This is a genomic window from Terrabacter sp. P2_E3, from assembly GCF_056403915.1.
Genome location: NZ_JBFUEN010000022.1, coordinates 46,188 through 72,074 on the forward strand (window position 1 = coordinate 46,188; position 25,887 = coordinate 72,074).

Here is a 25,887-nt window from a genome sequence, read left to right on the forward strand (position 1 = left end):
GACCGGTCAGAAGCGCCACTTCTTGCCAGACTGTTTGGGCCAATCCAGACTGGTGGCATGGACCTGCACCTCAGCCTCACCGGGTCGGGCGACCTCACCGCCCAGATCTACGCCCAGCTGCGCGCCGCGGTCCTCGACGGCCGCCTCAGCGGGGGCGACCGGGTGCCGGCCTCCCGTGACCTCGCGGCGAGCCTCAGTGTCTCGCGGGGCACGGTGACGGCGGCCTACGACCGGCTCCTCGCCGAGGAGCTGCTCGAGAGCCGTCGCGGGGCCGGGACCTTCGTCGCGACCGGGTGCGTGCCGCCCGCTCGGATGACCGGGCGACGGGCCCGGGCGGGAGCCGTCACCGCCACGTCGCTCTGGGCGACCGAGCCGGACGTGCGGCCTGCGTCCGGTCCGCGGGGCGCGCTCCACGACTTCTCCGTCGGGGTACCCGACGACTCGCTCTTCCCCCTCGCGACGTGGCGACGTCTCGTCAGCGGCACGCTGCGCCGGGGCCGCCTGTCCGCCGGCACCTACGACGACCCCGGCGCGAACCGTGGCGGGAGCCGTCTCGAGGCCGAGATCGCGAGGTATGCCGGCGTGTCCCGGTCGGTCGTCGCGTCCGGTGCCGACGTGGTGACCACTGCGGGGGCGCAGCAGGCGCTCGACCTCGTCGCGCGGGTGCTCGTCGAGCCCGGCGACGTCGTGGCCGTCGAGGACCCGGGCTACAGCGCCGCGGCCCGCCTCTTCGCGACCCACCGCGCCGTCGTCCGAGGCGTCCCGGTCGACGGTGAGGGGATCGTCGTCGACGCCCTTCCGGACGCGGCCCGACTCGTCTACGTCACGCCGTCGCACCAGCACCCGACCGGGGTCGCGATGTTACGTGCCCGGCGGATCGCCCTGCTGGAGTGGGCCGTCCGGCACGGAGCGGTCATCGTCGAGGACGACTACGACAGCGAGTTCCGCTTCGCCGACCGGCCCCTCGAGCCGCTGCAGAGCCTCGACCGCGACGGGCGGGTCGTCTACGTCGGGTCGTTCTCCAAGTCGCTGCTCCCGGGGCTCCGCGTCGGCTACGCGATCGCCCCGGCGACGCTGACGCCCGCCCTGCGCGAGGCCAAGCGCGTCACCGTCTGGGACGGCGACGTCGTGACCCAGGGGGCGCTCGCGGACTTCCTCGCCGAGGGGCACCACGCTGCCCACGTCAAGCGCGCGACGAAGGTCTACCGCGCCCGGCGGGAGGCGCTGCTCGAGGTGCTCACGAGCCCCGACGGCCTCGGCGACTGGCTCGAGGTCGTCCCGTCGGCGGCGGGCCTGCACCTGTGCGCCCTGCTGCGCGACCCGGACCTCGACGACGTGGCGATCGCCGAGGCCGCCCTGGCCGTGGGGGTGTTCGTCGAGCCGCTGTCGGTGCGGCACCTCGAGCAGCCGGCCCGCCACGGGTTCGCCTTCGGGGTCGGCGGCATACCCCTGACGGGCATCGGCCCGGCGCTCACCGCGCTGCGGGGTGTCCTCAGCTCGAGCCGGCCGGGACGCCCCGTCGGCGGATGATCGCGAACTGCGTCGCGAGCGGGATGATCCCGAGGATCAGGACCATCGGCACGGCGAAGCCGAGGCGCAGGTTGTCCGAGCCGACGGCTCCGGTCAGCACGGCACCGAGCAGCGCTCCGACGTAGTTGAACTGGTTGAAGCGGGCGACGACCTGGTCGGTCTTGTCGATGCGCTCGCCGGCGGAGTCGGCGTCGCCGGCGGCGATGGCACCCGCCGCCGAGAAGCTGAGGGGCGCGATGGTCGCGACGGCGCCGCCGAGGATCGTGAAGCCGACGACGGCGACCACCCACGTCGGCGCGAAGACGATGACGGCGAGCGCCAGGGCGGCGACGACGCCGCTGATCCGGAGCAGCCACACGGCGCCGTGGCGGTCGACGAGACGGTCGCCGACGGTGCGGGCCAGGAGCGTCGCGACGAGGTAGGGGAGCGTGGCGAGCGCGGTGAGCCCCGTCGGGGCGTCGAGCGTGCCGTCGAGGTAGACCGGTCCCCACGTCGTCGCGGCCGTGTCGACCATGTAGAAGAGGACCATCGCGACGCCGAGGAGGGCGATCCGCCGCCACGGCACGTCGACGGTGGCGTCGGTCTCGGCGAGGCGGTCGCGACGGACGTACGGCGCGGCCAGCGCCGCGACGGGGAAGACGAGCAGCGGGAGCAGGGCCGGGCCGAGGTCGACGCCCGACGTCGCCAGCGTGACGAGCGTGCCGAGGATGCCACCGGCGGTCCAGAAGGCGTGGAAGGAGGGCAGGATCGGTCGGCGGTAGAGGTGCTCGACGGTGACGGCCTGCATGTTCGACGACGCGTCGACGAGGCCGAGCGCGAGCCCGTAGGTCGCGAGCCCGACGACGAAGACCCCGAAGGCCGGTGCGACGAGCAGCACCGCGAAGCCGGCCGTGGCCACGACGAGCCCCACGCGGACGACCATGGCGCTCGACGAGCGTGCGGCGACGAGCTCGGCGACGACCGAGCCGACGCCCGCGAGGAGCACGACCATGAGGAGCAGGCCGCTGACGGCGAGCTCGTCGAGCGACCACTTCTCCTGGACCTGCGGCAGGCGCGTGGTGAGCGAGATGAAGAGCAGGCCCTGGACGAAGAAGGCGGTGCCGGCGGCGAGGCGTGCCCGCAGCAGGGAGGAGGACTCGGCCCGAAGTGTCACGGTGGGTCACACTGTCGGTCGCCAGACCCGCCGTCAAGACTCATGCCGTGGTTCCTCGAGTCAGCAGCAGGCGTCGCCTCGCCAGTTCGAGCGACCCTCGCGGACCGCCACGGCCGCGATGACGAGCGCCGCGACGGGGTCGAGCCACCACCAGCCGAGGAGGGCGTTGGCGAGGAGGCCGACGAGGAGCACGCCCGAGAGGTAGGTGCAGAGCAGCGTCTGGGTGCCGTCGGCGACGACCGCTCCGGACCCGAGCTCGCGGCCCGTGCGCCGCTGCCACCGCGAGAGCAGCGGCATCACCGCGAGCGACAGGGCGGCGAGCGCGATGCCGACGACCGAGGTGTCGGGCTGCTCGCGAGCCACGACGGCGCGCACCGACTCGACGGTGACGTAGGCGGCCAGGGCGAAGAAGGAGGCGGCGATGAGGCGGCGGGCCAGGTGCTCGCGCTCCTCCGGCACGGGGTGTCCGAACTGCCAGAGGATGACGAGCCCGCTCATCACCTCGACCGTCGAGTCGAGCCCGAAGCCGACGAGCGCGGTCGAGTCGGCCACGCGCCCGGAGGTGATGGCGACGACCGCCTCGGCGACGTTGTAGGCGACCGAGGCCGCGGCCAGCAGCCGGGCCCGGCGCACGAGCGCGGCCCGCCGTGACGGCGGCAGGAGCGAGAAGACGGGCCGGGACGGGGTGCTCACCAGTCGGCCCCTCGGCACTCGGACCGGTCGGTCGTCTCGACCTGGAGCGTCGCGTGGGCAACGTGGAAGCGGTCGCGCAGCATGGCGCTGGCGGCCTCGAGCACCTCGGGCGCCGCATCGGCACGGGTCGTCACGAGGTGCGCGGTCGCGACGTCCATGCCGGAGGTCAGCGTCCAGACGTGGAGGTCGTGGACCTCGGTGACGCCCGGCACCTCGCCGAGCGCGGCCAGCAGGTCGGTGGGCTCGAGGCCCGTCGGGGCGTGCTGGCCGAGCACGGCCACGACCTCGCGGCCGAGCCCGACGGCACGCACCGCCACGAAGACGGCGATGGCGAGCGCGACGGCGGTGTCCCACCACGCGCTCCCGGTCGCCCCGACGAGGATCGCAGCCGCGATGACGCCGACCGAGCCGACGGTGTCGGCGACGACCTCGAGGTAGGCGCCCCGGACGTTGAGGCTCTCCCCGGCGCCCCCGCGCAGCAGGAGGAGGGCGACGACGTTGACGAGGAGGCCGATCGCACCGACGACGAGCATGGTGCCCGAGGCGATCTCGGGGCTCGAGCCGATGCGCCCGAGCGCCTCGACGGCGATGTAGACGGAGACCCCGAGCATGAGCAGCACGGCGAGCCCCGACGCGAACACCTCGGCACGGTAGGAGCCGAACGTGCGTCGACCGGTCGTGTCGGCGCGCGTCGCGATGCGCGTGGCGACGAGCGCGGCGCCAAGGGTCACGACGTCGGCGGCCATGTGGCCGGCGTCGGAGAGGAGGGCGAGGGAGCCGGACGCGAGACCGGCCGCGAGCTCGACGCAGAAGAAGGCCGCGACGAGGCCGAAGGCGACGGCGAGTCGCCACCGGTGGCGCCCCCCGGCGTGGACCGCGGCGGCGCCCTGGGCCGGCCCGTGCCCGTGCCCGTGCCCGTGGCTCACCGGTGGCGCTCGCCGTCGTGGAGGGCGTGCTCGCGCGTCACGTCGAGGAGCAGGCGGACGTGGGCGTCGGAGAGCCGGTAGTAGATGTTGCGACCCTCGCGCCGACCGGTGACGACGGCCGAGGCGCGGAGCAGCCGGAGGGCCTGCGAGACCGTGGTCTCGGCGGTGCCGGTCGCGGCCGCGAGGTCGCAGACGCAGAGCTCGCCGGCCTCGAGGAGGGCGTAGAGCATCCGGGCCCGGGTCGGGTCGCCGAGCAGCTTGAAGACGCTCGTGACGCGCGCGAGCTCCTCGACGCCCGGGGCGTTGTCGGTGGCCAGGGCGACCTTCTCGGGGTGCACGCACGGGGCGGCGCAGCCGTCGAGTCCGGTGACGGTGCTCATGGTCGTCCCTTTCATCTGAATGGATGATCAGATGTCACTGTCGTGCCATCTGCCCTCCGGCGTCAACCTGGCGGCAGACTGTCCGACATGTTGAGACTGACGGTCACCGTCCCGAGCGAGCTGACCGAGCAGGTCACCGCCGTGCTCGCCGACTCGAGCGCCGTGAGCACGCTGTCCGTCCTGCGCGGCGCGGCGGTGCGCCCGGTGGGCGACGTCGTGCACGCCGACGTCGCCCGGGAGGGGGCCAACGTCCTCGTCGACCGGCTCCGGGACCTCGGGGTCCACGAGGGTGGGACCCTCCAGATCGAGCCGGTCACGACGTGGGTCTCGCGCGCCGGCTTCGAGGCCGACGAGGAGACGCCCGGGAGCAGCGCCGACGCCGTCGTCTGGGCCCAGGTCGCCCAGCGTTCCTACGACGACAGCGAGCTGAACTGGACCTTCCTGTCCTTCATGTCGCTCGCCACCCTCATCGCCGGCATCGCGATCGTCCTCGACTCGCAGATCCTCGTCATCGGGGCGATGGTGCTCGGTCCCGAGTTCGGGGCGATCGCAGCCCTCGGCGTCGCGCTCGTGCGGCGACGCCCGCTCCTGCTCGCGGTCGCGGCCCGCGCGCTCGTCGTCGGCTTCGTCGTGGCCATCGCCGTCACGTGCCTCGCCGGTCTCGCCGGCCGGGCCCTCGGGTGGATCACCCTCGACGACATCTCCGGCGACCGACCGGCCACCGACTTCATCTACTCGCCCGACAAGTGGTCGTTCATCGTCGCGGTCCTCGCGGCTGCGGCCGGCGTGCTGTCGCTGACGTCGGCCAAGCTCGGTGGCCTCAGTGGCGTGTTCATCTCGGTGACGACGATCCCGGCCGCCGGCAACGTCGCGCTCGGGCTCGCCTTCGGGGCGTGGGGCGAGGTGCGCGGCAGCGGCCTCCAGCTCGTCGTCAACATCGTCGGGATGGCGCTCGCCGGCTGGCTCACCCTCGCGCTCCAGAAAGCCGTGTGGTCGCGGGTGCCGGCACCGCGGTCGCACTCGAGGCTGAGCCGCCGGATCCATGCGGAGCCGCGACCGCCCCGCTAGCGTCGAGTCCGTGATGACGCCGTGATGACGCCGCCCGCGGACTTCTCGACCGACCTGCTCGCCGCGGCCCTGCGCGAGATGTGGGTCCTCGAAGTCCGTGAGATCACATATGTGCCAGTCGGTTTCGGCAGCCACCACTGGCGGGTCGACGCGCACGAAGACGGTCGCTGGTTCGTGACGCTCGACGACTACTCCGGCGCCCGGGCCGACGTCGAGCGCGGCGCCGCCCTCAGCTCGGCGTTCCGGACCGCCCGGGCCCTCGCCGACTCCGGGCTGGACTTCGTCGTCGCTCCCGTCCCGGCGCGCGACGGGGCGGTCCCCTTCGAGCTCAGCCGGCACCGGTGGGTGTCGATGACCCCGTGGCTCGATGCGCCGCGCCTGCCGTCGCCGTCCGAGCAGACGACGGCCGACCGGCACGCCGTGACCGACGTGCTCGCGCGGCTGCACGCGGCCACTCCTCGTGCCGTCGGCGTCGCCGGCACCGACGACCTGACGCTGCCCGGTCGAGCGCTCCTCGACCGGGCTCTCGCGGCCGACCTGCCTCCGGGCGCCGGCCCCTACGGAGCCCGCGCCCGGGACGCCCTGGCCCAGCACGCGGAGGCGGTGCGGCGGGCCCTCGTCGTCTGGGACGAGCGGGCCGTCCGGGACCACGCCGAGCGCGACTCCTGGGTCATCACCCACGGAGAGCCGCACTGGCGCAACGTCCTCTCCGACGCCGACGGTCTCCACGTCGTCGACTGGGACACCGCCCTGCTCGCGCCCGCGGCCCGCGACCTCTGGCACGTCGCGGGCGCCGAGGGCGTCCTCGCCGACGAGGTGCTCGCCGACTACGCCGCGCTGACCGGTCGGACCGTCACGACCGACGACCTCCGCGCTCAGGCGCTGCGGTGGGACCTCACCGAGGTCGCGCTCTATGCGGCCTGGTTCGGTCGGCCCCACGCGGACGACGCCGACGGCGAGATCGCCTGGGGCGGCTTCACGGAGTCGTTGTCGTCGGTCGGGGCGCGGGCGTCGGTAGCGTGAAGGTCGTCGCCAGCGCACCGTTGACGAGCGAGAGCAGGATGCCGGTCTCCTGACGGATGACGGCGTATCGGCTCTGGGCCACCGGCGAGCCCGCCGTCGCCTCGTCGGACGCGGCCCGGGCGAAGAGTCCGAGCGACGCCAGTCGGCCGTAGTAGCTGGGCGCGTCCAGCCCCGGCGGCGGTCCGTTCGCGCCGAGCCGCTCGAGGTGCTGGGCCATGAGGTCGAGCTGGAGCGCGGCGGCGTTGCCGGACAGCGACATCCGGTCGAGCAGCCGCACGTCGACGACGAGGTTCGAGTAGTCAGCCAGCGCAGCGGGCCGGTTGAAGACGGTGCTCGTCGTCAGGCTCGGTCGCGGGAGCGCCGTGACGGTGACCGTCGGGGTGGCCACCACCGTCGCCGTCGTCACGACCGTCGTCGTCGCGGTCACGGTCCGGGTGTCGATCTCCGTCACCGTCACCGTCTCGGTCGGCACCGGCGTGCCCGTGGAGCCGGCCACCTGGCTGAGGTCGATCTCGGGCTTGCCGGACGAGCACCCGGCGAGGGCGAGGGCAGCCGACAGCGCCAGGGCTGCGGCGACCTTGGCTCGGCGCACGACCGGCTCCTGTGCTCGACGTGGACAGTGGGTCGATTGTCATCGTTGGGCCGCCGCCGTGGGACCGAATGCGCGAATCGTCCGGTCAGGTGCGCGCCGCCGCGAGCTGCGGGCGCGTGAGGAAGAGCGCGCCGTCGAGCCGCGCCCCGCGCAGGTCGGCGTCGCGCAGGTCCGCACCGAGCAGGTCGGCCCACCGCAGGTCGGCGTCGCGCAGGTCCGCCGCGATGAGCAGCGCGCCCCGGAGGTCGGCCGTGCGCAGGTCACGGCCGCGGAGGTCGGCGGCGACGAGGTCGGCCCCGGCCCGCATCCGCCGGGGAGGAGGGCGTATGCCGTCACGCCGCCTCCGCCGTGCGCGTGCCGTCGCGCTGGCGGCCCGCAGCAGGCCACCGACCCGGGACCGCACGGCGACGAGGTCCACCGCGAGCAGCTCGTCCGGAGAGGCGGCCGTCGAGGTCCTGACCTCCTCGGCGGACGCGGCGAGGCCGGTCCGCGTCGCCTCGTCCGGCTCGAGCGCGAGGGCGTCACCGAGGTGGGCGAGCATCTCGTGCAGCTGGCGCATGACGGGCAGGACGGCATACATCGTCGGGGCGGACTCAGGGGCCTCGCGCCACGAGACGCCGCCGAAGGTCACCTGCGAGACCTGCTGGCCGGCGCCGAAGCAGTCGAACGTCACGCACCCGCGCCACCCGCGCTCGAGGAGCCGGTCGTGGATGCCGCACCGGTGGTCGGCGAGGAGGTTGCGGCAGGGCTCACCGCCGGCCTTGTCGACGGGGAAGTCGGCCGACCGGGCGAAGGGGAGGGCGACGCAGCACAGGCCGAAGCACCGCGAGCAGTCGGCCTCGAGCGCCGGCGCCCCGTGGGAAGGGGTGCTCACGGCAGCTCGTCGCTGACCATCGTCGTGCGGTCCGTCCCGCCGCCCTCGGCCGGGGTCTCGTAGCGCACCGGCATCCCGGGAAACCCCGGCGCGAACCAGAAGGTCGCGACGCCGCCGCCGGCGCCGTCGTCGACGGCGTAGCGCAGCGCGTCGACGGTGCCGAGCGGGAGCTCCACCGTGTCGGGCGTGACCGTCACCGCGGACACGGGGAAGGACGCGTGGCCCTGGAGCTGGAGCCACGTCGTGCGCCCCTCCTCGATCTCCCCGTCGCGCCGGCCGTCGGTCCCGATCCGCCAGCGCTGCACGGTCGCTCCGTCCTCGTCCGGGGCGACGAACCGGTTGACGCGCTGCCACGACGGTCCCTCGGCGGGCTCCACGAGGAGGGTGATCGTGCGTCCGTCGGGACACCCCGCGCGGATCTCGTCGGCGGTGAACGGCGTCGGCGCGGTGCCCGGTTCGAGCACGTGGGGATCGCTCATCCCGCCAGTATCACGGGCCGTCGGGCGCCCCGTCACCGTCGAGGTCGACGACGAGCTTGCCGAGCGTGCCGTTCGCGAAGTCGGCCAGGGCGGAGGGCGTGTCCGTGAGCGAGTAGGCGCGCTGGATCGTCACCGACGTCAGGCCGTCGACCTGGTTCGCGGCGAGCCGGCCGAGCAGCTCCGGCGTCGGGTTCGCGGCGATGGGGACGAAGACGTCGGGCACCTCGGGGAAGCCCTCCGTCGAGAAGACGAGGGTCGACACGAGGGTGCCGCCCTGACGGAGCGTGGGCACGAGGGCGGACGCGTCCCCGGCGAGGTGGATGACGACGTCGACGCCCTCGGGGTGCGTGGCCCGCAGACCCGCCGTGACGTCCTCGCGGTAGTCGATGACCTCGCTCGCCCCGAGCCGCCGGACGAGCTGCTGCTCCGCCTCCGTGGACCCCGTCGCGATGACGTGGGCGCCGGCCTGCGAGGCGAGCTGGACGACCTGGTTGCCGACGCCGCCCGTCGCGCCGGTGACGAGGATCGTGCGGCCCGGCGCCGGGTGGGCCGCCTCGATGCACGCGAGGGCCGCGGCGCCGGCGAGCCCCAGCGCCGCTCCGTGGACGAAGTCGACACCGTCGGGCAGGGGCGCGACGCCGACCGCCGTCGGCACCGTGACGTACTCGGCGAACGAGCCGTCGCCGAGGAAGTCCTTCGTCACGACGCCGAAGACCCGGTCGCCGGTGGCGTAGCCCTCGACACCGGGACCGACCGCGTCGACGGTGCCGGCGAAGTCCTTGCCGAGGACGAGCGGGAAGCGGTGCTCGAAGTAGCCCGTGAAGAAGCCGTGGACCTCACCGAGGTCGAAGCCGTTGACCGCGGCCGCCCGCACCCGCACCCTCACCTCACCCTCGCCGGGATCGGGAACGTCGATCTCCTCGACGGTCGGGGTGGCATGGAACTCGTGGAGGACGATGGCGCGCATGGCGGGTCTCCTGGCGGACGCGACGGCAGTGGAGGGTGCGGCCTCGGCCGGGCATCCCCCGCCGTGCTCGAGTCGAGCCACCTCGACGCTACGCCGGGCGCGAACCCGTGTTCGCGGATCGGTGAAACGCGCCGTCAGAGCAGCGAGCTGGGGTCGTCCGGGATGTCGGCGGCATACGACTGGAGCAGCTGGAGCGGCACGATCTCGAGCGCGCGCTCGTGCGTGGCGGCGAGGAAGACCGGCGCGGCGGCCCCGTCCTGGTGGGCCTCGAGCCAGCGGCTCGCGACGACGCACCACCGGTCGCCCGGCGTCAGGCCGGGGAAGCGCCACTCAGGACGGGGCGTCACGAGGTCGTTGCCGACGCTGCGCTGGTGCTCGAGGAACTCGGTCGTGACGACGACGCAGACGGTGTGGCTGCCACGGTCCTCGGGCCCGGTCGTGCAGTAGCCGTCGCGGTAGAAGCCGGTCACCGGGTCGGTGCCGCAGGCCTCGAGCTCGCCGCCGAGCACGTTCCGTTCCCGCGCTGCCATGACCCAAACCTAGTGGCGCGCTGCTCGCTAGGCTGGCCCCATGCTGGGAGTGAAGGACTACGAGCAGGACTACATCGACGCCTGCCGGTCGCGGGTCGAGACCCAGGTCGTGATGTTCCACGAGGTGGCGCAGGCCGCACGCGACCACGGCGACGCCGACGTCTCCCACCTCGAGGGCGCGCTCGAGTCGCTCGAGTACGAGTACTTCAACAACATGCTCATCGTCCTCGACGGCTACTTCGTCCACCGCCTGCGCGGCGTCGAGGGCGAGGACGGCAACGCGCTCAACGAGGTGCGGGTGCTCGTGCGCTCGCTCATGGAGAACGGCGGCACCGTGATGGCCGACCCGCAGATCCGGCTCGACCCGGCGCGCAGCGTCCTCGGCCTGGAGGTCGGTGCCCCCATCACGCTGACCCTCCAGAAGTACCGCCGGATCTCCGACGCCTTCCTCCGCGAGATCGAGAACAAGTTCTCGCGCGACGACTGACCGGGACCCACCGCCCTCCCGTCCGACATGCCCGCAGATCGAAGGAGATCCGCCGTGCCCCGCGCTCCGATGTCCGCCGAGGTGCGACGTGACGCCGTGGGTGTCCCGCACCTGCGCGCCGGCGACGTGATGGAGCTGGCCCGCCTCCAGGGGCGCATCACCGCCCTCGACCGCGCGTGGCAGATCGAGCACCACCGCTGGCGGATGGAAGGACGGACGGCCGAGTACGTCGGCGCCCACGGGCTGCCCTGGGACCGGTTCGCCCGGCAGGTGCTGCTCGAGCCGACGGTGCGGCGCTGCTTCGAGCGGCTCGACCGCGAGACGCGGACGTGGCTGACGGCCTACGTGGACGGCGTCAACGAGACCCTCGCCGAGGGGCTCGCGGGCACGCCCGAGGTCGCGCTGCTCGGGCTCCAGTCGTATGCCGCCGCGCCGCGTCCGTGGGAGCCGTGGACGCCGCTCGGCATCTTCTGGGGCATCCACCTGCTCTTCGGGACCTTCCCGGCCAAGCTCTTCAACGCGCACGTCGCCGACCGCCTCGGCGCCGAGGCCCTCGCCCTGTTCCACGCCGAGGGGGTCGAGCGGGCCGAGGCCTCGGGGAGCAACGCGTGGGTCATCGGCGGGGAGCGCACGGCGAGCGGGCTGCCCCTCGTCGCGGGTGACCCGCACCGCACGATCGAGCTGCCCGGCTGCTACCAGCAGGTCGGCCTGGCCTGCCCCGAGTTCGACGTCGTCGGCTTCACCTTCCCGGGGGTGCCCGGCGTGCAGCACTTCGCCCACACGGGCACCGTCGCGTGGGGCATCACGAACGCCATGGCCGACTACCAGGACCTGACGCTCGAGTCCCTCGCTCACGTCGGCCACGGGCCCGACGGATCGCCGCTGCTCAAGGCGCGCGGCATCGACGGGTGGGAGCCGGTGCGCGCCTCGACCGAGACGCTGAGGGTGCGCGGCGAGGCTGACGTGACCGTGCCCGTCGTCGTCACCTCGCGCGGGCCGGTCGTCACCGGCCTCGAGGCCGAGATCGAGCGGCTCGTCGCCGAGGCCGAGGCGCCGCCGCAGTGGACCGACGAGAGCGTCCAGCCGCGCCGGGCCCACCCGGCCCCCCACAGCCTGCGCACGCCGACCCACGTCGAGGAGGACCTCGGCTTCGGCGCCCTCCTGCCCCTTCTTCGGGCGCGGACGGTCGCCGACGTCGAGGAGGCCCTGTCGCGCTGGGTCGAGCCGGTCAACAGTGCGCTCGTCGCCGACGACACGGGTCGCGTCCGTCACCTCGTCGTCGGTCGCGTGCCCGAGCGCGACGAGATCGGGGCGGTGCTGCCCGTCCCGGCGTGGGACCCCCGGCACGTCTGGCACGGCTACCGGCGGGGGCCCGGCAGCGACGTCGACGACGTCATGGTCAGCGCCAACGACCGGGCCAGCGGCGGCGGGCTCGGGGTGGAGTACGCCACGCCCTTCCGGGCCGGTCGCATCCGCGAGCTCGTCGAGTCGGGGGAGCAGCTGACCGTCGACGACTGCGCGGCGATCCACGTCGACACCCGCAACGGACAGGCCGACCTCATGCGCGAGCTCGTCGCGGCGGCCGAGGTCACGGGGGCCGCCGCCGCCGTGCGGTCCGAGCTGCTCGCCTGGGACGGGCACAGCGACACCGGTAGCCGCGGTGCCGCGCTCTTCGCCGCCTGGCGCACGGCGCTCGTGCGGTGGTTCTCCGAGCACCCGGTCCTCTCCGCGCTGCACGAGCCGAGCGGCCACTCCCGCATCTTCGCCGCGTGGACCGACGTCGTGACGCAGATCGGGGTGGGCTGGCACTCGATGGCGCACCTCGGTCCGGCCCACGGCATCGAGGTGGGCGAGGGCGTACGCGTGGCGCTCGAACACGTCGCGGCGCACCGTGACTCGCTGACGACGTGGGGCGAGCGACACTGGCTCGACCCGGTCCACGCGCTCGACGCGACCGGGCGTGCGCCCCACGTCCCGCGCGACCCCGTCGGTGGCGACAAGGGCTGCGTCCTCGCGGCGGCGAGCGCGCCCGGGGTGACGGACCACTGCTACGGCGGACCGGTGGCGCGCTACGTCTGGGACCTCGCCGACCGCGAGGCGAGCCGCTGGGTCGTGCCCTTCGGCGCGAGCGGAGACGCCAGCGACCCGCACTTCGCCGACCAGACGCCGGCGTGGCTCGCCGGCGCGCTGCATCCGGTTCGGCCGGCGACGGGCACTGGGGGCACTGGCGGCACTGGGTAAAGGAGAACTTTGCCCGTCTTTTACTATTTGCGGTACAAAACGTGACTTTACGACGTACTGTTCTCGCGTAGGCCCCCCGAACGGGCCCCGCGAATCGCAGGAGTAGTGAGTCTGGTGACGACGAGCATGACGCCCACGCACGGCGATCCGTTGCGCCACGGCACGCGGCCGCTCTCCGACGGCGACCACGAGCGCTGGCTCCCCGACCCGTCCTGGCCCGTGCCGCCCCGCGGGTGGCAGCTCTGGGCCGCCGCCGGCTCGACCGCACGTCCGGGACGCGCCGGAACTGTCGACTCCGGACCGATCGATGACGAGTCGAACTCGCACACGAGGCCCCGGATCGACGACACTGTGGACGTGAAGTCCGAAATGCCCTATTTGGCGGTTCTCGAGGATGCCTCGTTCACGCTGCCGACCCGCCCGAGCGCCCTCGTCGACCACGAGCGGGTCGACCTGCTCGCCGACCGTCCGGCGCGACGGGTCCCGGAGGGCGCGGTCGCGGGCTTCGCGGTCCTCGGTGCCCTCGTCCTCTTCAGCTGCCTCGTCGGCGGCCTGACCGGCGGCCTCATCGTCATCGGCGTCTCGACCCTGCTCGCGGCGAGCGCGGCGCTCGTTCGTGGCCACCTCTCGCTGTCGCGGGTCGGTGGCCAGCGTGGGGCCGGGCTGCTCCTCGGAGCGGCCGTCACCGCCCTCATCCTGGGTTCGGTCGCGACGCACGACCGTCGCCCCGGTGTCGAGGTCCTGCCGAGCGCGCCCGTGCCGGTCAGCTCCGACCGCGTCACCGACACCCACGCGGCGGATGCCGCCGTTCCCCGGACGCCGTCCGCGACGTCGGTCGCGTCCATGGCGCCGACCCCGCGTGCCATCCGCTCGACCGAGTCCGCCGCTGCTGCGGCCGGGCCGACGCCTGGGTTGCCCACCGTTCCCGCTGAGCCGGCCGAGTCGGCCGAGTCGGCTGAGTCGGACGAGCCGGTCGTCCCGGTCTCCGACGTCACCCCCGCTGCCACGCCTCGGGCCGACGCGTCGGCCCTGGCGTCGGGCTCGTCGACCGGTGGCGAGGCTCTCACCCTCAAGCCCGACGCGCTGAGCCCGTCGGCGGTCGCGCCCGCCGACGGCAAGAGCGGCAAGAGCGACAAGGCCCCGAAGAGCCCGAAGGACCCCAAGATGTCGAAGGCCTCCAAGGACACGACGGCCAAGGACGCCAAGAACAAGGGGTCGAAGAACACGGGGTCGAAGAACAACGGCGGCAAGGACAACGGCGCCAAGAACACCAACGGCAAGGCGTCGGACGGCACGGCGAACGCCAATCCGCAGCCCAAGCTCTCCGATGCCGGCATCGGCGGGTCGGGTGCGGCGACGACGTCGGTCACCGGCTTCTCGACGACCCCCGGGACGCGTGCCCACACGGCCACGCTCCGGGACGTCGCGGCCCTCCCGGTCCGCTGACCGGTCGACGCCGGGACGTGCCCCAGGGGGTATGCCCTCGCGCCACGGTCCCCGGACGCGATCGAGGTGCTCTCGAGCGCCTCGGACCTGTGCCACAGTGACCTCGTGGGGAATTCAATGACCCGGGCCACGATCATCTGGTTCGTCGGCGCCGCGGTCGTGGGGGCGGTCGCCGGCGGCCTGCACCTGCTCCGTTCCTCGATCGGTGGCGCGCACACCGGGTTGGCGCTCGCCGTGTCGGCCTTCGCCCTGACCGCCCTCGCGGCCGCCATGCTCTTCCACGGTGTCATGCTGGCGGCGCGTGAGCAGGACGCCGCAGCCGGGCCCGAGCCCCGCTTCGTGGACGAGCCGCAGGACGAGCTCGGGCGCACGCAGGGCGAGTCGGCGGGTGCCGTGCCCGACGCCTTCGAGCCGGACCAGAGCTCGTCAGACGGGCCGGCTGTCTACACCTTCCGGGGCGGCAAGCCCGTGGGCGACCGCTCCCACCGTCCGGACCGGCGCGACCGCTCGCCGCGCAGCTGACCGCACCGTCACACCCTCCGGGCACAATGGCGGGATGAGCACGGGCCCCGCCCACTGGGTGCTGCACGTCGACCTCGACCAGTTCATCGCGGCGGTCGAGGTGCTGCGCCGGCCCGAGCTCGCCGGGCGGCCGGTCATCGTCGGGGGTCGCGGCGACCCCACCGAGCGGGCCGTCGTGTCCACGGCGAGCTACGAGGCCCGTGAGTTCGGTGTCGGGTCCGGTATGCCGCTCCGGCTCGCCGCGCGCAAGGTGCCCGACGCGGTGATCCTGCCCGTCGACGCCCCGGCCTACACCGAGGCGTCCGAGCACGTCATGGACACCCTGCGCGGCCTCGGCGTCGTCGTCGAGGTGCTCGGGTGGGACGAGGCGTTCCTCGGGGTCGAGACCGAAGACCCGGAGGGTTTCGCCGAGCGGGCGCGTGCCGCCGTGCTCGACGCGACGGCGCTCCACTGCTCGGTCGGCATCGGTGACAACAAGGTGCGCGCCAAGATCGCGACCGGCTTCGGCAAGCCCCGCGGCGTCTTCCGACTGACCCGCGAGACGTGGTTCGAGGTCATGGGCGACCGACCCACGATCGACCTGTGGGGCGTCGGGTCAAAGGTGTCCAAGCGCCTGTCCGGTCACGGCATCCACACCGTCCGCGAGCTGGCCGATGCCGACGAGGCCGTCCTCGTCGGCGAGTTCGGTCCGCGCATGGGCGTCTGGTACTCCCAGCTGGGCCGCGGCATCGGGTCCGCCGTCGTCGACGACTCCCCGTGGATCGCCCGCGGGCACAGCCGCGAGACCACCTACCAGAGCAACCTCACGACCCCCGACGAGGTGCGCGACGCCGTGCGTGACCTCGCCTCCCTGGTCTTCGACGACACCGTCAAGGAGGGGCGCCCGGTCTTCCGGGTCACGCTCAAGGTGCGCTACGCCCCGTTCTTCACGCAGACCAAGGCCCGCAAGCTGCCGGCGCCGACGAGCGACCGCGCCGACGTCGTCGCGGCCGCCGTCGCCCTCACCGCGTCGCTCGACCCCGGGCGTGAGGTGCGGTTGCTCGGCGTCCGGGCCGAGATGGTCATGCCCGAGGGTGGCGACCCGGTCGAGCGCACCCCGGTGCGCGGTCGTCTCTGAGCGTCGGTCGCTCTCATCTTCGTCGCCTACGGTCGTCCGCATGCCTTCTCGAGATGACAGCGCGATGGACGTCCGGCGGCGGTTCGGCGGCGAGCCGGCCACCGGGGTCCTGTCGACGGCCGCGGTCGTCGTGGTCGTCGTCGCACTGCTCTTCGTCGTGCGCGACGCCGCCTACCGTGCGACGGCATCCGGGGCGGTGGCCCTGCCGTCGGTCGTCGGTGGTGTCTTCGAGGTGGTCGGCGAGCTCGGGATCGTCGTCCTCGCCGGTGTCGCCGTCGTGCTCACGTGGCGGGCCCGCTCACGAGGGCTCAAGCACCTCGCGGTCGCGGTGGTGGCCGCGGTGTCGACGGTGGCGGCCTACGTCCTGAGCGAGGTCGTCAAGGGGTTCGTGCACGAGGAGCGGCCGTGCCGGACGCTCTCGGTGCGGACCGTCGCGTCCTGCCCCGCCGCCGGCGACTGGTCGTGGCCGAGCAACCATGCGACGATCGCCGGCGCCCTCGCCACCGCCGTGGTCGTCATGGCGCCGGTGTGGTGGCGGCTCGTCGTCCCGCTCGCCCTGGCGGTCGGGGCCTCGCGCGTCCTCACCGGCGCGCACTACTGGCACGACGTCGTCGCCGGCCTCACGGTCGGGGTGCTCGTCGTCTGGTTCGGCACGTGGGCGCTGGCACCGCTGGCTCACCGGCTGCTCGTGCGCTCGGTGGCGTCCGGCCCGCCGGCGTGGCGTCGCCTCCTCGGGCAGCGCTACGTCCCGAGGTACGCCGCGACGGACCGTCCGGACCACGGCGCGGACGACGCCGCGGGCGACGACGCGGGCGACGACGCGGGCGACGACGCGGGCGACGACGCGGACCAAGAGCGCGAGCGGCCCCAGACCGACTGAGCTCGGTTCAGACCCGGGCGGCCTGGGCGGCGCGGCGTGAGCCACCGCGCCAGCCCGAGGGCGAATGCAGGAACTCGACGAGTGGCGCGAGCTCGGGCAGCTCGCCTGCGCTCTGGAGCGACTCCTCGAGCACCGCGTCGTGCGTCGGCGCGGCCTCGCGGTAGAGCGCCCAGCCGGCCTCGGTGAGCTCGGTGTAGATGCCGCGCCGGTCGTCGGCGCAGAGCACCCGGGTCAGCAGGCCGCGGTCCTCGAGCCGGTTGACGAGACGGGTCGTCGCCGACGACGACAGGGCGGCGGCGCGGGCGAGCTGGCTCATCCGCATGTGCCAGCCGTCCTGGCGCGAGAGGGCGTCGAGCACGGTGAACTCGACGACGGACAGCTCGTGCCGGCGCACGAGCTCGCGCTCGAGGGCGCCGTCGATGTGGCCGTGCAGTGCGGCGAGGGTGCGCCACCCGGAGGCGCGCACCTCGACGGCGGAGTCCTCGATACCCATGCGCACCATCATATCGCGCGTTTGCAATATGCCGCGTGTGCAACTAACGTCGCCGCGGTCAAGTAGTTGCACACGCGGCATACCGGCGAGGGTAGAGAGGCCCGGTTCGGCGCCCGCATCCTGTTCGGAAGGACACGGAAACCCATGCCACTCGGTCTCATCGCCCTCGCCCTCGGAGGTTTCGGCATCGGCCTGACGGAGTTCGTCATCGCCGGCCTCATCAGCACGGTCGCCACCGACATGGGGGTGAGCATCCCCATCGCCGGCTACCTCATCAGCGGCTATGCCCTCGCGGTCGTCGTCGGTGCCCTCGGCCTGACGCCGGTCCTCGGTGCCTGGCGGCCCAAGCGCGCCCTGCTCGCCCTCATGGTGCTCTTCGTCGTCGGCAACGCCCTCTCGGCCGTCGCCACGGGCTACGGGATGCTGCTCGCCGGTCGCGTCGTCGCGGCGCTCGCGCACGGCGCCTTCTTCGGCATCGGGTCGGTCCTCGCGGCGTCGCTCGTCCCGGCCGACCGTCGCGCCGGAGCCATCTCCGTCATGTTCGGTGGGCTCACCCTCGCCAACGTCCTCGGGGTGCCGCTCGGGACGTTCGTCGGGCAGCAGTGGGGCTGGCGGGCGACCTTCGCCCTCATCGCCCTCGTCGGGGTCGTCGCGGCCGCCGGCATCGCGCTGCTCGTGCCGGACACCGGCGCGTCCGACGGACGGCAGACCTCACTGCGCTCCGAGCTCGAGGCGTTCCGGAACCGCCAGGTGTGGTTCTCGCTCGCCATGACCGTCCTCGTCTTCGGCGGCATGTTCGGCGCCTTCATGTACGTCGAGCCGCTGCTGACCAGGGTGACCGGCTTCGACGAGTCGGCGGTGCCGTGGCTGCTCGTCCTCTTCGGTGTCGGCCTCTTCGCGGGCAACCTGCTCGGTGGTCGCTGGGCCGACCGCACCCTGACCCGCACGCTGGTCGTGCTGACGCTCGCCCTCGCGGTGTCGCTCGTCGCGTTCGCGCTGCTGTCGGGCAGCATGCTCGGCTCGGCGGCGATGCTGCTCGCGATGGGCTTCTTCGGCTTCGCGACGGTGCCGGGACTGCAGATGCGGGTCCTCACCCACGCGACACGGTCGTCGACGCTCGCGTCCTCCGCCAACATCGCCGCGTTCAACGTCGGCAACTTCCTCGGCGTCTGGGTCTCCGGCCTCGCCATCAGTGCCGGCCTCGGCTGGACGTCCCCGCTCTGGGTGGGTGCGGCCTTCGCGACGCTGGGACTCGTCGTCCTCCTCGCCGCGAGCGGACCGCTCGGTCAGAGTGCGGCGGCCACCGACCGACCGGCGGTGCGGCCGCTGAAGAGGCAGCCGCCGAGGAAGGTCCCCTCGAGGGAGTTGTAGCCGTGCATGCCCCCGCCGCCGAAGCCGCTCACCTCGCCCGCGGCATACACCCCGGCCAGCGGCTCGCCGCCGGCGCGAAGCACCCGGCCGGCGAGGTCGGTCTCGAGTCCACCGAGCGTCTTGCGGGTCAGGATGTTGAGACGCACCGCGATGAGCGGACCCGCCTTCGGGTCGAGCAGCTTGTGCGGTGTCGCGACGCGGATCAGCCTGTCGCCACGGTAGTTCCGCGCCCCGCGGATCGCGGTGACCTGGGCGTCCTTGGTGAAGTCGTTGTCCATCTCGTTGTCACGCGCGACGATCGTGCGCCGCAGTGACTCGACGTCGATGAGGTCGTCGCCGGTGAGGGCGTTCATGCCTCGGACGAGCTCGTCGAGCGTGTCGGCCACGACGAAGTCCTCGCCGTTCCGCTTGAACGCCTCCACGGGGGCGGGTGCACCCTTGCGGGCTCGCCCGAGCACCTGCTTGACGTCCTTGCCCGTGAGGTCGGGGTTCTGCTCGGATCCGGAGAGGGCGAACTCCTTCTCGATGATGCGCTGGGTCAGCACGAACCACGAGTAGTCGTGCCCGCTCCGCATGATGTGGCCCAGGGTGCCGAGGGTGTCGAAGCCGGGGAAGTAGGGCGCCGGGAAGCGCCGTCCGCGGGCGTCGAGCCACAGCGACGAGGGACCGGGCAGGATGCGGATGCCGTGGTTGTCCCACACGGGGTCCCAGTTGCGCAGGCCCTCGGTGTAGTGCCACATCCGGTCGGGGTTGATGATGTTGCCGCCGGCGGACTGCGTGATGCCGAGCATCCGGCCGTCGACGTGCGCGGGGACGCCGGCCACCATCCGGGCCGGCGGCGAGCCGAGCCGCTCGGGCCAGGCGCGGCGCACGAGGTCGTGGTCGCCGCCGATGCCGCCGCTCGTCACGATGACGGCCTGGGCCGTGATCTCGAAGTCGCCGACCTCCTCGCGGCTGCTCGGCCGACCCCGGTCGACGCCGTCGGGCGCGAGGAGGCGACCGCGTACGCCGGTGACCGTGCCAGCCGTCTCGACGAGCTCGTCGACGCGGTGACGGAAGGCGAAGGTGACCCGCCCGCTCGCCACGGCTGCCCGGACCCGTCGCTCGAACGGCTCGACGAGACCCGGGCCGGTGCCCCACGTGATGTGGAAGCGCGGCACGGAGTTGCCGTGGCCGTCGGCCCGGCCGTCACCGCGCTCGGCCCAGCCGACGACGGGGAAGAGCCGGTGGCCCTGCTCGTGGAGCCACGAGCGCTTCTCGCCGGCGGCGAAGTGGAGGTATGCCTCCGCCCACTTGCGCGGCCAGAAGTCCTCGTCCCGGTCGAACTGGGCCGAACCCATCCAGTCCTGCGTCGCGAGCTCGAGGCCGTCCTTGATCCCCATCCGCCGCTGCTCGGGGCTGTCGACGAGGAAGAGCCCGCCGAAGCTCCAGAAGGCCTGACCGCCCAGCGACTGCTCGCCCTCCTGGTCGACGAGCACGACCCTCTTGCCGCGGTCCGCGAGCTCGGCGGTGGCGACGAGTCCGGCCAGGCCGGCTCCTACGACGACGACGTCGGCATCCATGCGTCAGATCATGTCATCTACCGCGTCACTGGCCGGTGGCTCCGTCGACGCATTCGCGGAGCAGGTCCGCGTGACCGCAGTGACGGGCGTACTCCTCGATCAGGTGGACGAGGACCTCGCGCAGGTTGATCGGGTTCGTCGGGTCGAGGCTGATGAGGTCGAGCGACTCTGCGGCGGCCACGAAGGCGTCGCCGTTGGCCGTCTCCTCGCGCCAGCGAGCCCAGGCCTCCGCGACGACGGCGTCCTCGCCGACGGCACCGGTGAAGTCGGCGTCGCGGTCGTCGGCCCGGCGATAGAGGTAGGGCGTGTCCTCCCCGGCCATGACGCGCCGCCACCACGTCTGCTCGACCTGGGCGAGGTGGCGCACGAGTCCGAGCAGCGACATCGTCGACGGCGGCACTGAACGGGTCGCGAGCTGCTCGGCCGTCAGACCGGAGCACTTCAGCTCCAGCGTGAGGCGGTAGTTCACGAGGTAGTCGAGCAGGGTCGTGCGCTCGTCCCCGAGGAGTGACTCCTGCGACCGCGGGTCGTCCTCGGGGTCGACCCACATGTCGGGATACGTCTTTCCGGCCATGCCGCCCATCGTGGTGCCCGGGGACGGCGCGCGCCAACGGATATCGGGAGGGCGGCATACGCTGTCGGCGAATCTGCCCGTGGCAGAGCGGGACTCCCATGGGAGGGCGGCCGGGCCACGCTGGGAGCATGACCGAACCACTCACGCCCTCGCCGCTGGACGACCAGCTGTCGATGCAGCTGCTCCACCAGCGGATCATCGTCCTCGGGGCCGAGGTCGACGACCCCATCGCCAACCGGATCACGGCCCAGCTGCTCCTGCTCTCGGCCCGCGACCCGCGCGCCGACATCAGCCTCTACGTCAACAGTCCCGGCGGTTCCGTCACCGCGGGCCTGGCCATCTACGACACGATGCGGCTCATCCCCAACGACGTCTCCACTCTCGCAGTGGGATTCGCGGCCTCGATGGGCCAGTTCATCCTCGGCGCGGGCACGCCCGGCAAGCGCTTCGCCCTGCCCAACGCGCGGATCATGATGCACCAGCCGTCCGCGGGCATCCAGGGGACGGCCGCCGACGTCGAGGTCCAGGCCGCCAACCTCAAGGCGGTCAAGCGCCGGGTCAACGAGCTGCAGGCCGAGCACACGGGACAGACCGTCGAGCAGATCACCCGCGACAGCGAGCGCGACCGCTGGTTCAGTGCGGAGGAGGCGGCGGCATACGGCATCGTCGACCATGTCGTCAGCTCCCTCGCGGACGTCCGCCCCGGCGGTGCCGAGCGGAAGGTGGGACTGCGGTGAGCAGCTACACGATCCCGTACGTCATCGAGCGCACCCCGGCGGGGGAGCGCAGCTTCGACATCTACAGCCGGCTGCTCCAGGAACGGATCATCTTCGTCGGCACCGAGATCGACGACGGCGTCGCCAACGTCGTCATGGCCCAGCTGCTCCACCTCTCCTACGTCGCTCCCGACCGGGAGGTGTCGCTCTACGTCAACAGCCCGGGCGGCTCGTTCACGGCGCTCATGGCCGTCTACGACACGATGCAGCTCGTCCAGGCCCCGGTCGCGACGTACTGCCTCGGGCAGGCGGCCTCCGCCGCCGCGGTGCTCCTGGCGGCGGGGGAGCCGGGACGCCGCTTCGCCCTGCGTCACTCGAGGGTCCTGTTGCACCAGCCGTCCGCGGGCGGACAGGGGACGGTGAGCGACCTCGCGCTGCAGGCCGACGAGCTCCTGCGGGTGCGCGCGCAGGTCGAGGAGGTGCTGAGCCACCACACCGGCCGGTCGGTCGACCAGCTCCGCCTCGACACCGACCGGGACAAGGTGCTGACGGCCCAGCAGGCCGTGGAGTTCGGCATCGTCGACCACGTCATCGAGCGGGCCACGGAGGTGGTGCCCGTCGGGGGATGAGGTGGACCGGGCGATCTTCGTGGACAGGCGCAGCGGGTGGGTGCCAGAGTGCTGGGTGTCGACTGCAAGGCCCAGGAGGGCAACCCGCCGCGCACCCGGTGGGGTGACTACGGCGCCGCCGCGGTCGACGGCAGCATCGTGTGGATTGCCGGCGAGTACGTCGCGAGCGCCGGCGACGCCGCTCACCACGCCGCACGTGGATCCGCAGCGCCGCGTGCCAGTGCTGCTCGGCCTCCGCGCGGCGACCCAGGCTCCTCCAGGGCCTCGGTCAGCCCGGCCCGGTCGGCGATGTCGTGGAAGATGGCGACGCTCCGCTCGAGATGGGTGCGTGCCTCGGCGAGCTCGCCGGTGTCGCGGAGCATGACGCCGAGGTCGACTGCGGCCATCGCGACCCCGCGCGTCGGGTGCCGCCGAGACGCTCGCTGATCCGTCGCGCTCGCGCAGGGCGATCGAGGCCGACGAGTCCGGCGACGAGGTTGAGGGACGACGTCGAGGGGCATGGTCCGGCGCGATGGGGAGTGCTCCCCATGCTCTCGGCGCGCGCCTGCCGCGCGCCTCCGCCAGTCTCGACGTGCAGGAACAGGCAACTCACGAAAGGGACATCGCATGCGCAGGAACCGACTGACCCATGTCATCGCCGCCGTCGCCCTCGCTCTCGGAGGCCTCGGTGTTGCGACGGCCACGGTGACCGCCACGGCCCCGGCCGCCCATGCCGACGAGTGCTACTCGTGGCCCCGCACCCTCAGCTCCGGCACCTCGGGAGCCGACGTCACGCAGCTGCAGATCCGCGTCGCCGGCTGGGTGCCGCGCGGCCAGGTCATGGGCATCGACGGCTCCTTCGGGGCACAGACCAAGACGGCCGTCGCCAACTTCCAGAAGGCATACGGCCTCACCGCGGACGGCATCGCCGGCCCCGCGACCTTCTCGAAGATCTACGCCCTGCAGGACCCGGACTGCACGCCGCTCCACTTCACCTACGCCGAGGCGAGCGACAACTGCGGCCGGGGGTTCACCGGCACAGCGGCCAACAAGGAGAACATGAAGCGCGCCCTGTGGCGGGCCGAGGCGCTGCGCCACCAGCTCGGCGACCACCCACTCAAGGTGACATCGGGCTACCGCGACTCGGCGTGCAACGCCTCCGTCGGCGGCGCGAGCAACAGCGTGCACCTGAGCGGCGGCGCCCTCGACCTCGTCCCCGGCGACAGCGCGACCTCGATCTGCAGCATCGCCAAGCAGGCGCGCTACGCCGGCTTCGGTGGCATCTTCGGACCGGGCTACCCGGCGCACGACGACCACGCCCACGTCGACATCCGGACGAGCATCGCCTGGGACGCCGACGCGTGCGCGGGCTGGTGACGGTGAACCCCGCTCCCGCCCTGGGTCGTCGCTCCCTCCTCGTCGGCGCCCTCGGCGTCGGCGCGGCGGGAGCCCTCGGGGTCGCCAAGGCGGCTCCCTCGAACGCGGCCGTCACGGCCGTCGCCCGCCCGACGATCGCGTCGTGCGCGACGTGGGGCGCCCAGCCGGCGACGGGCACGGTGAGCATGACCGGGCCACCGCAGAAGATCCTCGTCCACCACACGGCCTCGGCGAACACGACCGACTACTCCCAGTCGGCGGCATACTCCCTCGCCCGCAACATCCAGCAGTGGCACTTCGCCCGGGGCTGGATCGACTCGGGGCAGCAGTTCACGATCAGCCGCGGCGGCTACGCCATGGAGGGTCGCCACCGGTCGATCGAGGGGCTGGGGTCGGGGGCGAGCACCGTCTTCCCCCTCGGCGCCCACTGCACGGGGCAGAACTCGACGTCGATCGGCATCGAGAACGAGGGCACCTACACGACGGCCCTGCCGACGGCGGCACAGTGGAACGCGCTCGTCACGCTCTGCGCCTACCTGTGCCAGGCGTACGGCCTGGGGCCGGAGGACATCTACGGGCACCGCGACTTCCTCGACACCGAGTGCCCGGGAGACGCCTTCTACGCCAAGCTCCCCCAGCTGCGCTCCGAGGTGGCGGCCCGGCTCGGCACGAGCAACCCGCCGCCGGCGCCGACACGCACGTGGCCGACGCTGCAGCAGGGCAACAGCGGGTTCCGGCTCACGACCGCGCAGTACCTGCTGCGCCACTCGGGCCGCGCCGTCACGGTCGACGGCGCCTTCGGCTCGGGCACCAGGGCGGTGGTCGTGTCCTTCCAGCAGTCCACGGGCCTGACCGCCGACGGCGTCATCGGCCGCGCGACGTGGGAGGCGCCCCTGGCGGTCACGTGCAGCCAGGGCCAGACCTCCGACGCGGTGCGCGGGGTCCAGACCGCGCTCACCGCGCAGGGGTATGCCGTCACGGTCGACGGCGCGTTCGGCCCGGGCACCGTCTCGGCCGTGAAGTCCTTCCAGACCGCCCACGCCCTCGACGCCGATGCGGTCGTGGGCCCCAACACGTGGAGCAGGCTGCTCGCGTAGATCGGAGGATCAGATGAAGACCAGCACCACCCGCAGGGGCCTCGCGGGGCTCCTCGCCGCGGCAGCGGTCGCCGTGCTCGGCGTCGTCGCGGCGCCGAGCGCCCTGGCCGCCTCGAACGACGAGATCGCCTTCGACTACTTCGTGTCCAAGGGCCTGACCGAACGCCAGTCCGCCGGCATCGTCGGCAACCTCATCCAGGAGTCGGGCAGCCCGATCAACCCCTACGCCAACCAGCCGGGTGGCCCCGGCATGGGCATCGCCCAGTGGAGCGAGGGCGGGCGCTGGGACACCGACTCCCGCGACAACATGGTCTGGTACGCCGGCCTCAGCGGGCGCAGCCGCTACGCGCTCGCGGCCCAGCTCGACTTCACGTGGTACGAGCTGTCGACGTTCTCCTCGTACGGTCTCGCCGACCTCAGGGCGGCGACGTCGGTCAGCACGGCCACGACCGTCTTCATGCAGAAGTTCGAGCGCTGCGGCACGTGCGCGACGACCCAGCGCATCGCGTACGCCAACGACGTGCTGTCGAAGTACGGCAGCGGTGGCACGGGCGGCGGCACCACGGAGACGAGCCTGCCGGTGCTGCGCAGCGGCAGCAGCGGGGCGGCCGTGCGCACGCTGCAGTACATGCTCAGGGCGTCGGGCCGCAGCGTTTCCGCCGACGGGTCCTTCGGCCCCGCAACGGATTCCGCCGTGCGCAGCTACCAGTCCGCGCACGGGCTGTCCGTCGACGGCGTCGTCGGCAACAACACGTGGTACTCGCTGCTGCCCGTGCTGCGCCAGGGCGCGAGCGGGGAGGCCGTCAAGGGCCTGCAGCGTGAGCTCGTCGACGCCGGCTACTCGTTGACCGTGGACGGGTCGTTCGGCCCGGGAACGTACTCGGCGGTGCGCGCCTACCAGACCAAGACCGGTCTGGTCGTCGACGGGGTCGTGGGCAACAACACGTGGGGCAGCCTCATCGACTGATCCGGCTCCCGTCGCTGCGTCCGAGGGGGTCGCGATGCTCGTCCCGACGCGCGAGGTGAGGTCGAGGACGCGACCTCCGGTGCCCTCGGACGTGAGGTCGCGCAGCTCGCGGTGGGCAGCGCCGACGAGGCCGGTGATGCTGGAGCCGAGGGCGACGCAGACCGCCTCGAGCACCTCGGACGACGGCTCCTTGAGCCCCCGCTCCACCTCGGAG

The 25,887-nt window shown here is 73.1% G+C and carries 28 protein-coding genes; 15 read left to right on the forward strand and 13 right to left on the reverse strand.

Annotated elements, in window-relative coordinates; all coding sequences use genetic code 11:
* Positions 1–57: 57 nt before the first annotated feature.
* On the forward strand, positions 58–1,530 hold the full coding sequence (pdxR, locus tag AC1DW8_RS21640) for a MocR-like pyridoxine biosynthesis transcription factor PdxR (RefSeq protein ID WP_478095829.1): 1,473 nt from the start codon (positions 58–60) through the stop codon (positions 1,528–1,530).
* On the opposite strand, the gene AC1DW8_RS21645 is transcribed toward pdxR, so the two are convergent.
* The 4 genes from AC1DW8_RS21645 to AC1DW8_RS21660 are packed head-to-tail and all read right to left on the reverse strand — an operon-like array spanning position 1,493 to position 4,682.
* A complete protein-coding gene (locus AC1DW8_RS21645) occupies positions 1,493–2,683 on the reverse strand; it encodes an MFS transporter (RefSeq protein WP_056778891.1) in 1,191 nt (396 codons plus the stop codon). The two genes, pdxR and AC1DW8_RS21645, sit on opposite strands and share 38 nt — an antisense overlap.
* Before the next feature lie 60 nt (positions 2,684–2,743).
* The gene (locus AC1DW8_RS21650) at positions 2,744–3,376 is read right to left on the reverse strand and encodes a cation efflux transmembrane domain-containing protein (protein WP_056778889.1); all 633 of its coding nucleotides are present in this window, start codon (positions 3,374–3,376) and stop codon (positions 2,744–2,746) included.
* Positions 3,373–4,302, reverse strand: coding sequence for a cation diffusion facilitator family transporter (locus tag AC1DW8_RS21655; RefSeq protein ID WP_056827383.1), 930 nt, complete (start codon positions 4,300–4,302; stop codon positions 3,373–3,375). The genes AC1DW8_RS21650 and AC1DW8_RS21655 overlap by 4 nt, the downstream gene beginning before the upstream one ends.
* Entirely contained in the window at positions 4,299–4,682 is a 384-nt protein-coding gene (locus AC1DW8_RS21660; protein WP_020141942.1) for an ArsR/SmtB family transcription factor, read from the reverse strand. The genes AC1DW8_RS21655 and AC1DW8_RS21660 overlap by 4 nt, the downstream gene beginning before the upstream one ends.
* 87 nt (positions 4,683–4,769) lie before the next feature.
* Between AC1DW8_RS21660 and AC1DW8_RS21665 the strand changes: the two genes are divergently transcribed.
* Both AC1DW8_RS21665 and AC1DW8_RS21670 read left to right on the forward strand, forming a co-directional pair.
* Complete coding sequence (locus AC1DW8_RS21665; RefSeq protein ID WP_056778884.1) at positions 4,770–5,750, forward strand: DUF389 domain-containing protein; 981 nt, start codon at positions 4,770–4,772, stop codon at positions 5,748–5,750.
* A 21-nt stretch (positions 5,751–5,771) separates the two neighbouring features.
* A complete protein-coding gene (locus tag AC1DW8_RS21670; protein ID WP_478095830.1) occupies positions 5,772–6,773 on the forward strand; it encodes an aminoglycoside phosphotransferase/kinase family protein in 1,002 nt (333 codons plus the stop codon).
* Here the strand turns inward: AC1DW8_RS21670 and AC1DW8_RS21675 are convergent.
* The 5 genes from AC1DW8_RS21675 to AC1DW8_RS21695 all read right to left on the reverse strand — a co-directional run bounded on the left by AC1DW8_RS21675 (position 6,727) and on the right by AC1DW8_RS21695 (position 10,215).
* Complete coding sequence (locus tag AC1DW8_RS21675) at positions 6,727–7,365, reverse strand: hypothetical protein (protein ID WP_056778876.1); 639 nt, start codon at positions 7,363–7,365, stop codon at positions 6,727–6,729. The two genes, AC1DW8_RS21670 and AC1DW8_RS21675, sit on opposite strands and share 47 nt — an antisense overlap.
* Before the next feature lie 85 nt (positions 7,366–7,450).
* Positions 7,451–8,239: a pentapeptide repeat-containing protein gene (locus tag AC1DW8_RS21680; protein WP_478095831.1), complete on the reverse strand. Its 789-nt coding sequence runs from the start codon at positions 8,237–8,239 to the stop codon at positions 7,451–7,453.
* Entirely contained in the window at positions 8,236–8,718 is a 483-nt protein-coding gene (locus tag AC1DW8_RS21685; RefSeq protein WP_478095832.1) for a hypothetical protein, read from the reverse strand. Before AC1DW8_RS21685 ends, AC1DW8_RS21680 begins: the two co-directional genes overlap by 4 nt.
* A 10-nt stretch (positions 8,719–8,728) precedes the next feature.
* Positions 8,729–9,685, reverse strand: a complete 957-nt coding sequence (locus tag AC1DW8_RS21690; protein ID WP_478095833.1) for an NADP-dependent oxidoreductase — start codon at positions 9,683–9,685, stop codon at positions 8,729–8,731.
* 134 nt (positions 9,686–9,819) lie between these two features.
* On the reverse strand, positions 9,820–10,215 hold the full coding sequence (locus tag AC1DW8_RS21695; protein ID WP_056778865.1) for a DUF2237 family protein: 396 nt from the start codon (positions 10,213–10,215) through the stop codon (positions 9,820–9,822).
* Positions 10,216–10,255: 40 nt separating this feature from the next.
* On the opposite strand from AC1DW8_RS21695, the gene AC1DW8_RS21700 reads away from it, so the two are divergent.
* From AC1DW8_RS21700 to AC1DW8_RS21725, 6 genes are all read left to right on the forward strand, one after another.
* Positions 10,256–10,702 carry a hypothetical protein gene (locus AC1DW8_RS21700; RefSeq protein WP_156415641.1) on the forward strand — a complete coding sequence of 149 codons (447 nt, stop codon included), beginning with the start codon at positions 10,256–10,258 and terminating at the stop codon, positions 10,700–10,702.
* Positions 10,703–10,756: 54 nt separating this feature from the next.
* Positions 10,757–12,943 carry a penicillin acylase family protein gene (locus AC1DW8_RS21705; protein ID WP_478095834.1) on the forward strand — a complete coding sequence of 729 codons (2,187 nt, stop codon included), beginning with the start codon at positions 10,757–10,759 and terminating at the stop codon, positions 12,941–12,943.
* Positions 12,944–13,057: 114 nt separating this feature from the next.
* A complete protein-coding gene (locus AC1DW8_RS21710; protein WP_478095835.1) occupies positions 13,058–14,389 on the forward strand; it encodes a DUF4190 domain-containing protein in 1,332 nt (443 codons plus the stop codon).
* A gap of 105 nt (positions 14,390–14,494) precedes the next feature.
* Positions 14,495–14,911 (forward strand): hypothetical protein, encoded by a 417-nt coding sequence (locus AC1DW8_RS21715; protein ID WP_162260629.1) that lies wholly within the window; start codon positions 14,495–14,497, stop codon positions 14,909–14,911.
* A gap of 34 nt (positions 14,912–14,945) precedes the next feature.
* Positions 14,946–16,028 carry a DNA polymerase IV gene (locus tag AC1DW8_RS21720; protein ID WP_478095836.1) on the forward strand — a complete coding sequence of 361 codons (1,083 nt, stop codon included), beginning with the start codon at positions 14,946–14,948 and terminating at the stop codon, positions 16,026–16,028.
* A 40-nt stretch (positions 16,029–16,068) separates the two neighbouring features.
* Positions 16,069–16,908, forward strand: a complete 840-nt coding sequence (locus AC1DW8_RS21725) for a phosphatase PAP2 family protein (protein WP_478095837.1) — start codon at positions 16,069–16,071, stop codon at positions 16,906–16,908.
* Positions 16,909–16,915: 7 nt separating this feature from the next.
* On the opposite strand, the gene AC1DW8_RS21730 is transcribed toward AC1DW8_RS21725, so the two are convergent.
* Positions 16,916–17,401, reverse strand: a complete 486-nt coding sequence (locus tag AC1DW8_RS21730) for a MarR family winged helix-turn-helix transcriptional regulator (protein ID WP_478095838.1) — start codon at positions 17,399–17,401, stop codon at positions 16,916–16,918.
* Between the two features lie 144 nt (positions 17,402–17,545).
* Here AC1DW8_RS21730 and AC1DW8_RS21735 point away from each other — a divergent pair, with 144 nt between their 5' ends.
* Complete coding sequence (locus tag AC1DW8_RS21735) at positions 17,546–18,772, forward strand: MFS transporter (RefSeq protein WP_478095839.1); 1,227 nt, start codon at positions 17,546–17,548, stop codon at positions 18,770–18,772.
* Here the strand turns inward: AC1DW8_RS21735 and AC1DW8_RS21740 are convergent.
* Entirely contained in the window at positions 18,688–20,334 is a 1,647-nt protein-coding gene (locus AC1DW8_RS21740) for an FAD-binding dehydrogenase (protein ID WP_478095840.1), read from the reverse strand. The genes AC1DW8_RS21735 and AC1DW8_RS21740 overlap by 85 nt on opposite strands.
* A gap of 25 nt (positions 20,335–20,359) precedes the next feature.
* Entirely contained in the window at positions 20,360–20,908 is a 549-nt protein-coding gene (locus AC1DW8_RS21745; protein ID WP_478095841.1) for a DinB family protein, read from the reverse strand.
* A gap of 128 nt (positions 20,909–21,036) precedes the next feature.
* Between AC1DW8_RS21745 and AC1DW8_RS21750 the strand changes: the two genes are divergently transcribed.
* Both AC1DW8_RS21750 and AC1DW8_RS21755 read left to right on the forward strand, forming a co-directional pair.
* Positions 21,037–21,645 carry an ATP-dependent Clp protease proteolytic subunit gene (locus tag AC1DW8_RS21750; RefSeq protein ID WP_156415640.1) on the forward strand — a complete coding sequence of 203 codons (609 nt, stop codon included), beginning with the start codon at positions 21,037–21,039 and terminating at the stop codon, positions 21,643–21,645.
* Complete coding sequence (locus AC1DW8_RS21755; protein ID WP_056778818.1) at positions 21,642–22,253, forward strand: ClpP family protease; 612 nt, start codon at positions 21,642–21,644, stop codon at positions 22,251–22,253. The genes AC1DW8_RS21750 and AC1DW8_RS21755 overlap by 4 nt, the downstream gene beginning before the upstream one ends.
* A gap of 182 nt (positions 22,254–22,435) precedes the next feature.
* On the opposite strand, the gene AC1DW8_RS21760 is transcribed toward AC1DW8_RS21755, so the two are convergent.
* Positions 22,436–22,639, reverse strand: a complete 204-nt coding sequence (locus AC1DW8_RS21760) for a hypothetical protein (RefSeq protein WP_056827353.1) — start codon at positions 22,637–22,639, stop codon at positions 22,436–22,438.
* A gap of 220 nt (positions 22,640–22,859) precedes the next feature.
* Here AC1DW8_RS21760 and AC1DW8_RS21765 point away from each other — a divergent pair, with 220 nt between their 5' ends.
* From AC1DW8_RS21765 to AC1DW8_RS21775, 3 genes are read left to right on the forward strand one after another with little or no spacing between them, the layout of a single operon-like run.
* Positions 22,860–23,609 carry a D-Ala-D-Ala carboxypeptidase family metallohydrolase gene (locus AC1DW8_RS21765; protein ID WP_056827350.1) on the forward strand — a complete coding sequence of 250 codons (750 nt, stop codon included), beginning with the start codon at positions 22,860–22,862 and terminating at the stop codon, positions 23,607–23,609.
* A 2-nt stretch (positions 23,610–23,611) separates the two neighbouring features.
* Positions 23,612–24,706: a peptidoglycan recognition protein family protein gene (locus AC1DW8_RS21770; protein WP_478095842.1), complete on the forward strand. Its 1,095-nt coding sequence runs from the start codon at positions 23,612–23,614 to the stop codon at positions 24,704–24,706.
* A 13-nt stretch (positions 24,707–24,719) separates the two neighbouring features.
* On the forward strand, positions 24,720–25,673 hold the full coding sequence (locus AC1DW8_RS21775; RefSeq protein WP_478095843.1) for a phage tail tip lysozyme: 954 nt from the start codon (positions 24,720–24,722) through the stop codon (positions 25,671–25,673).
* Positions 25,674–25,887: the final 214 nt, after the last annotated feature.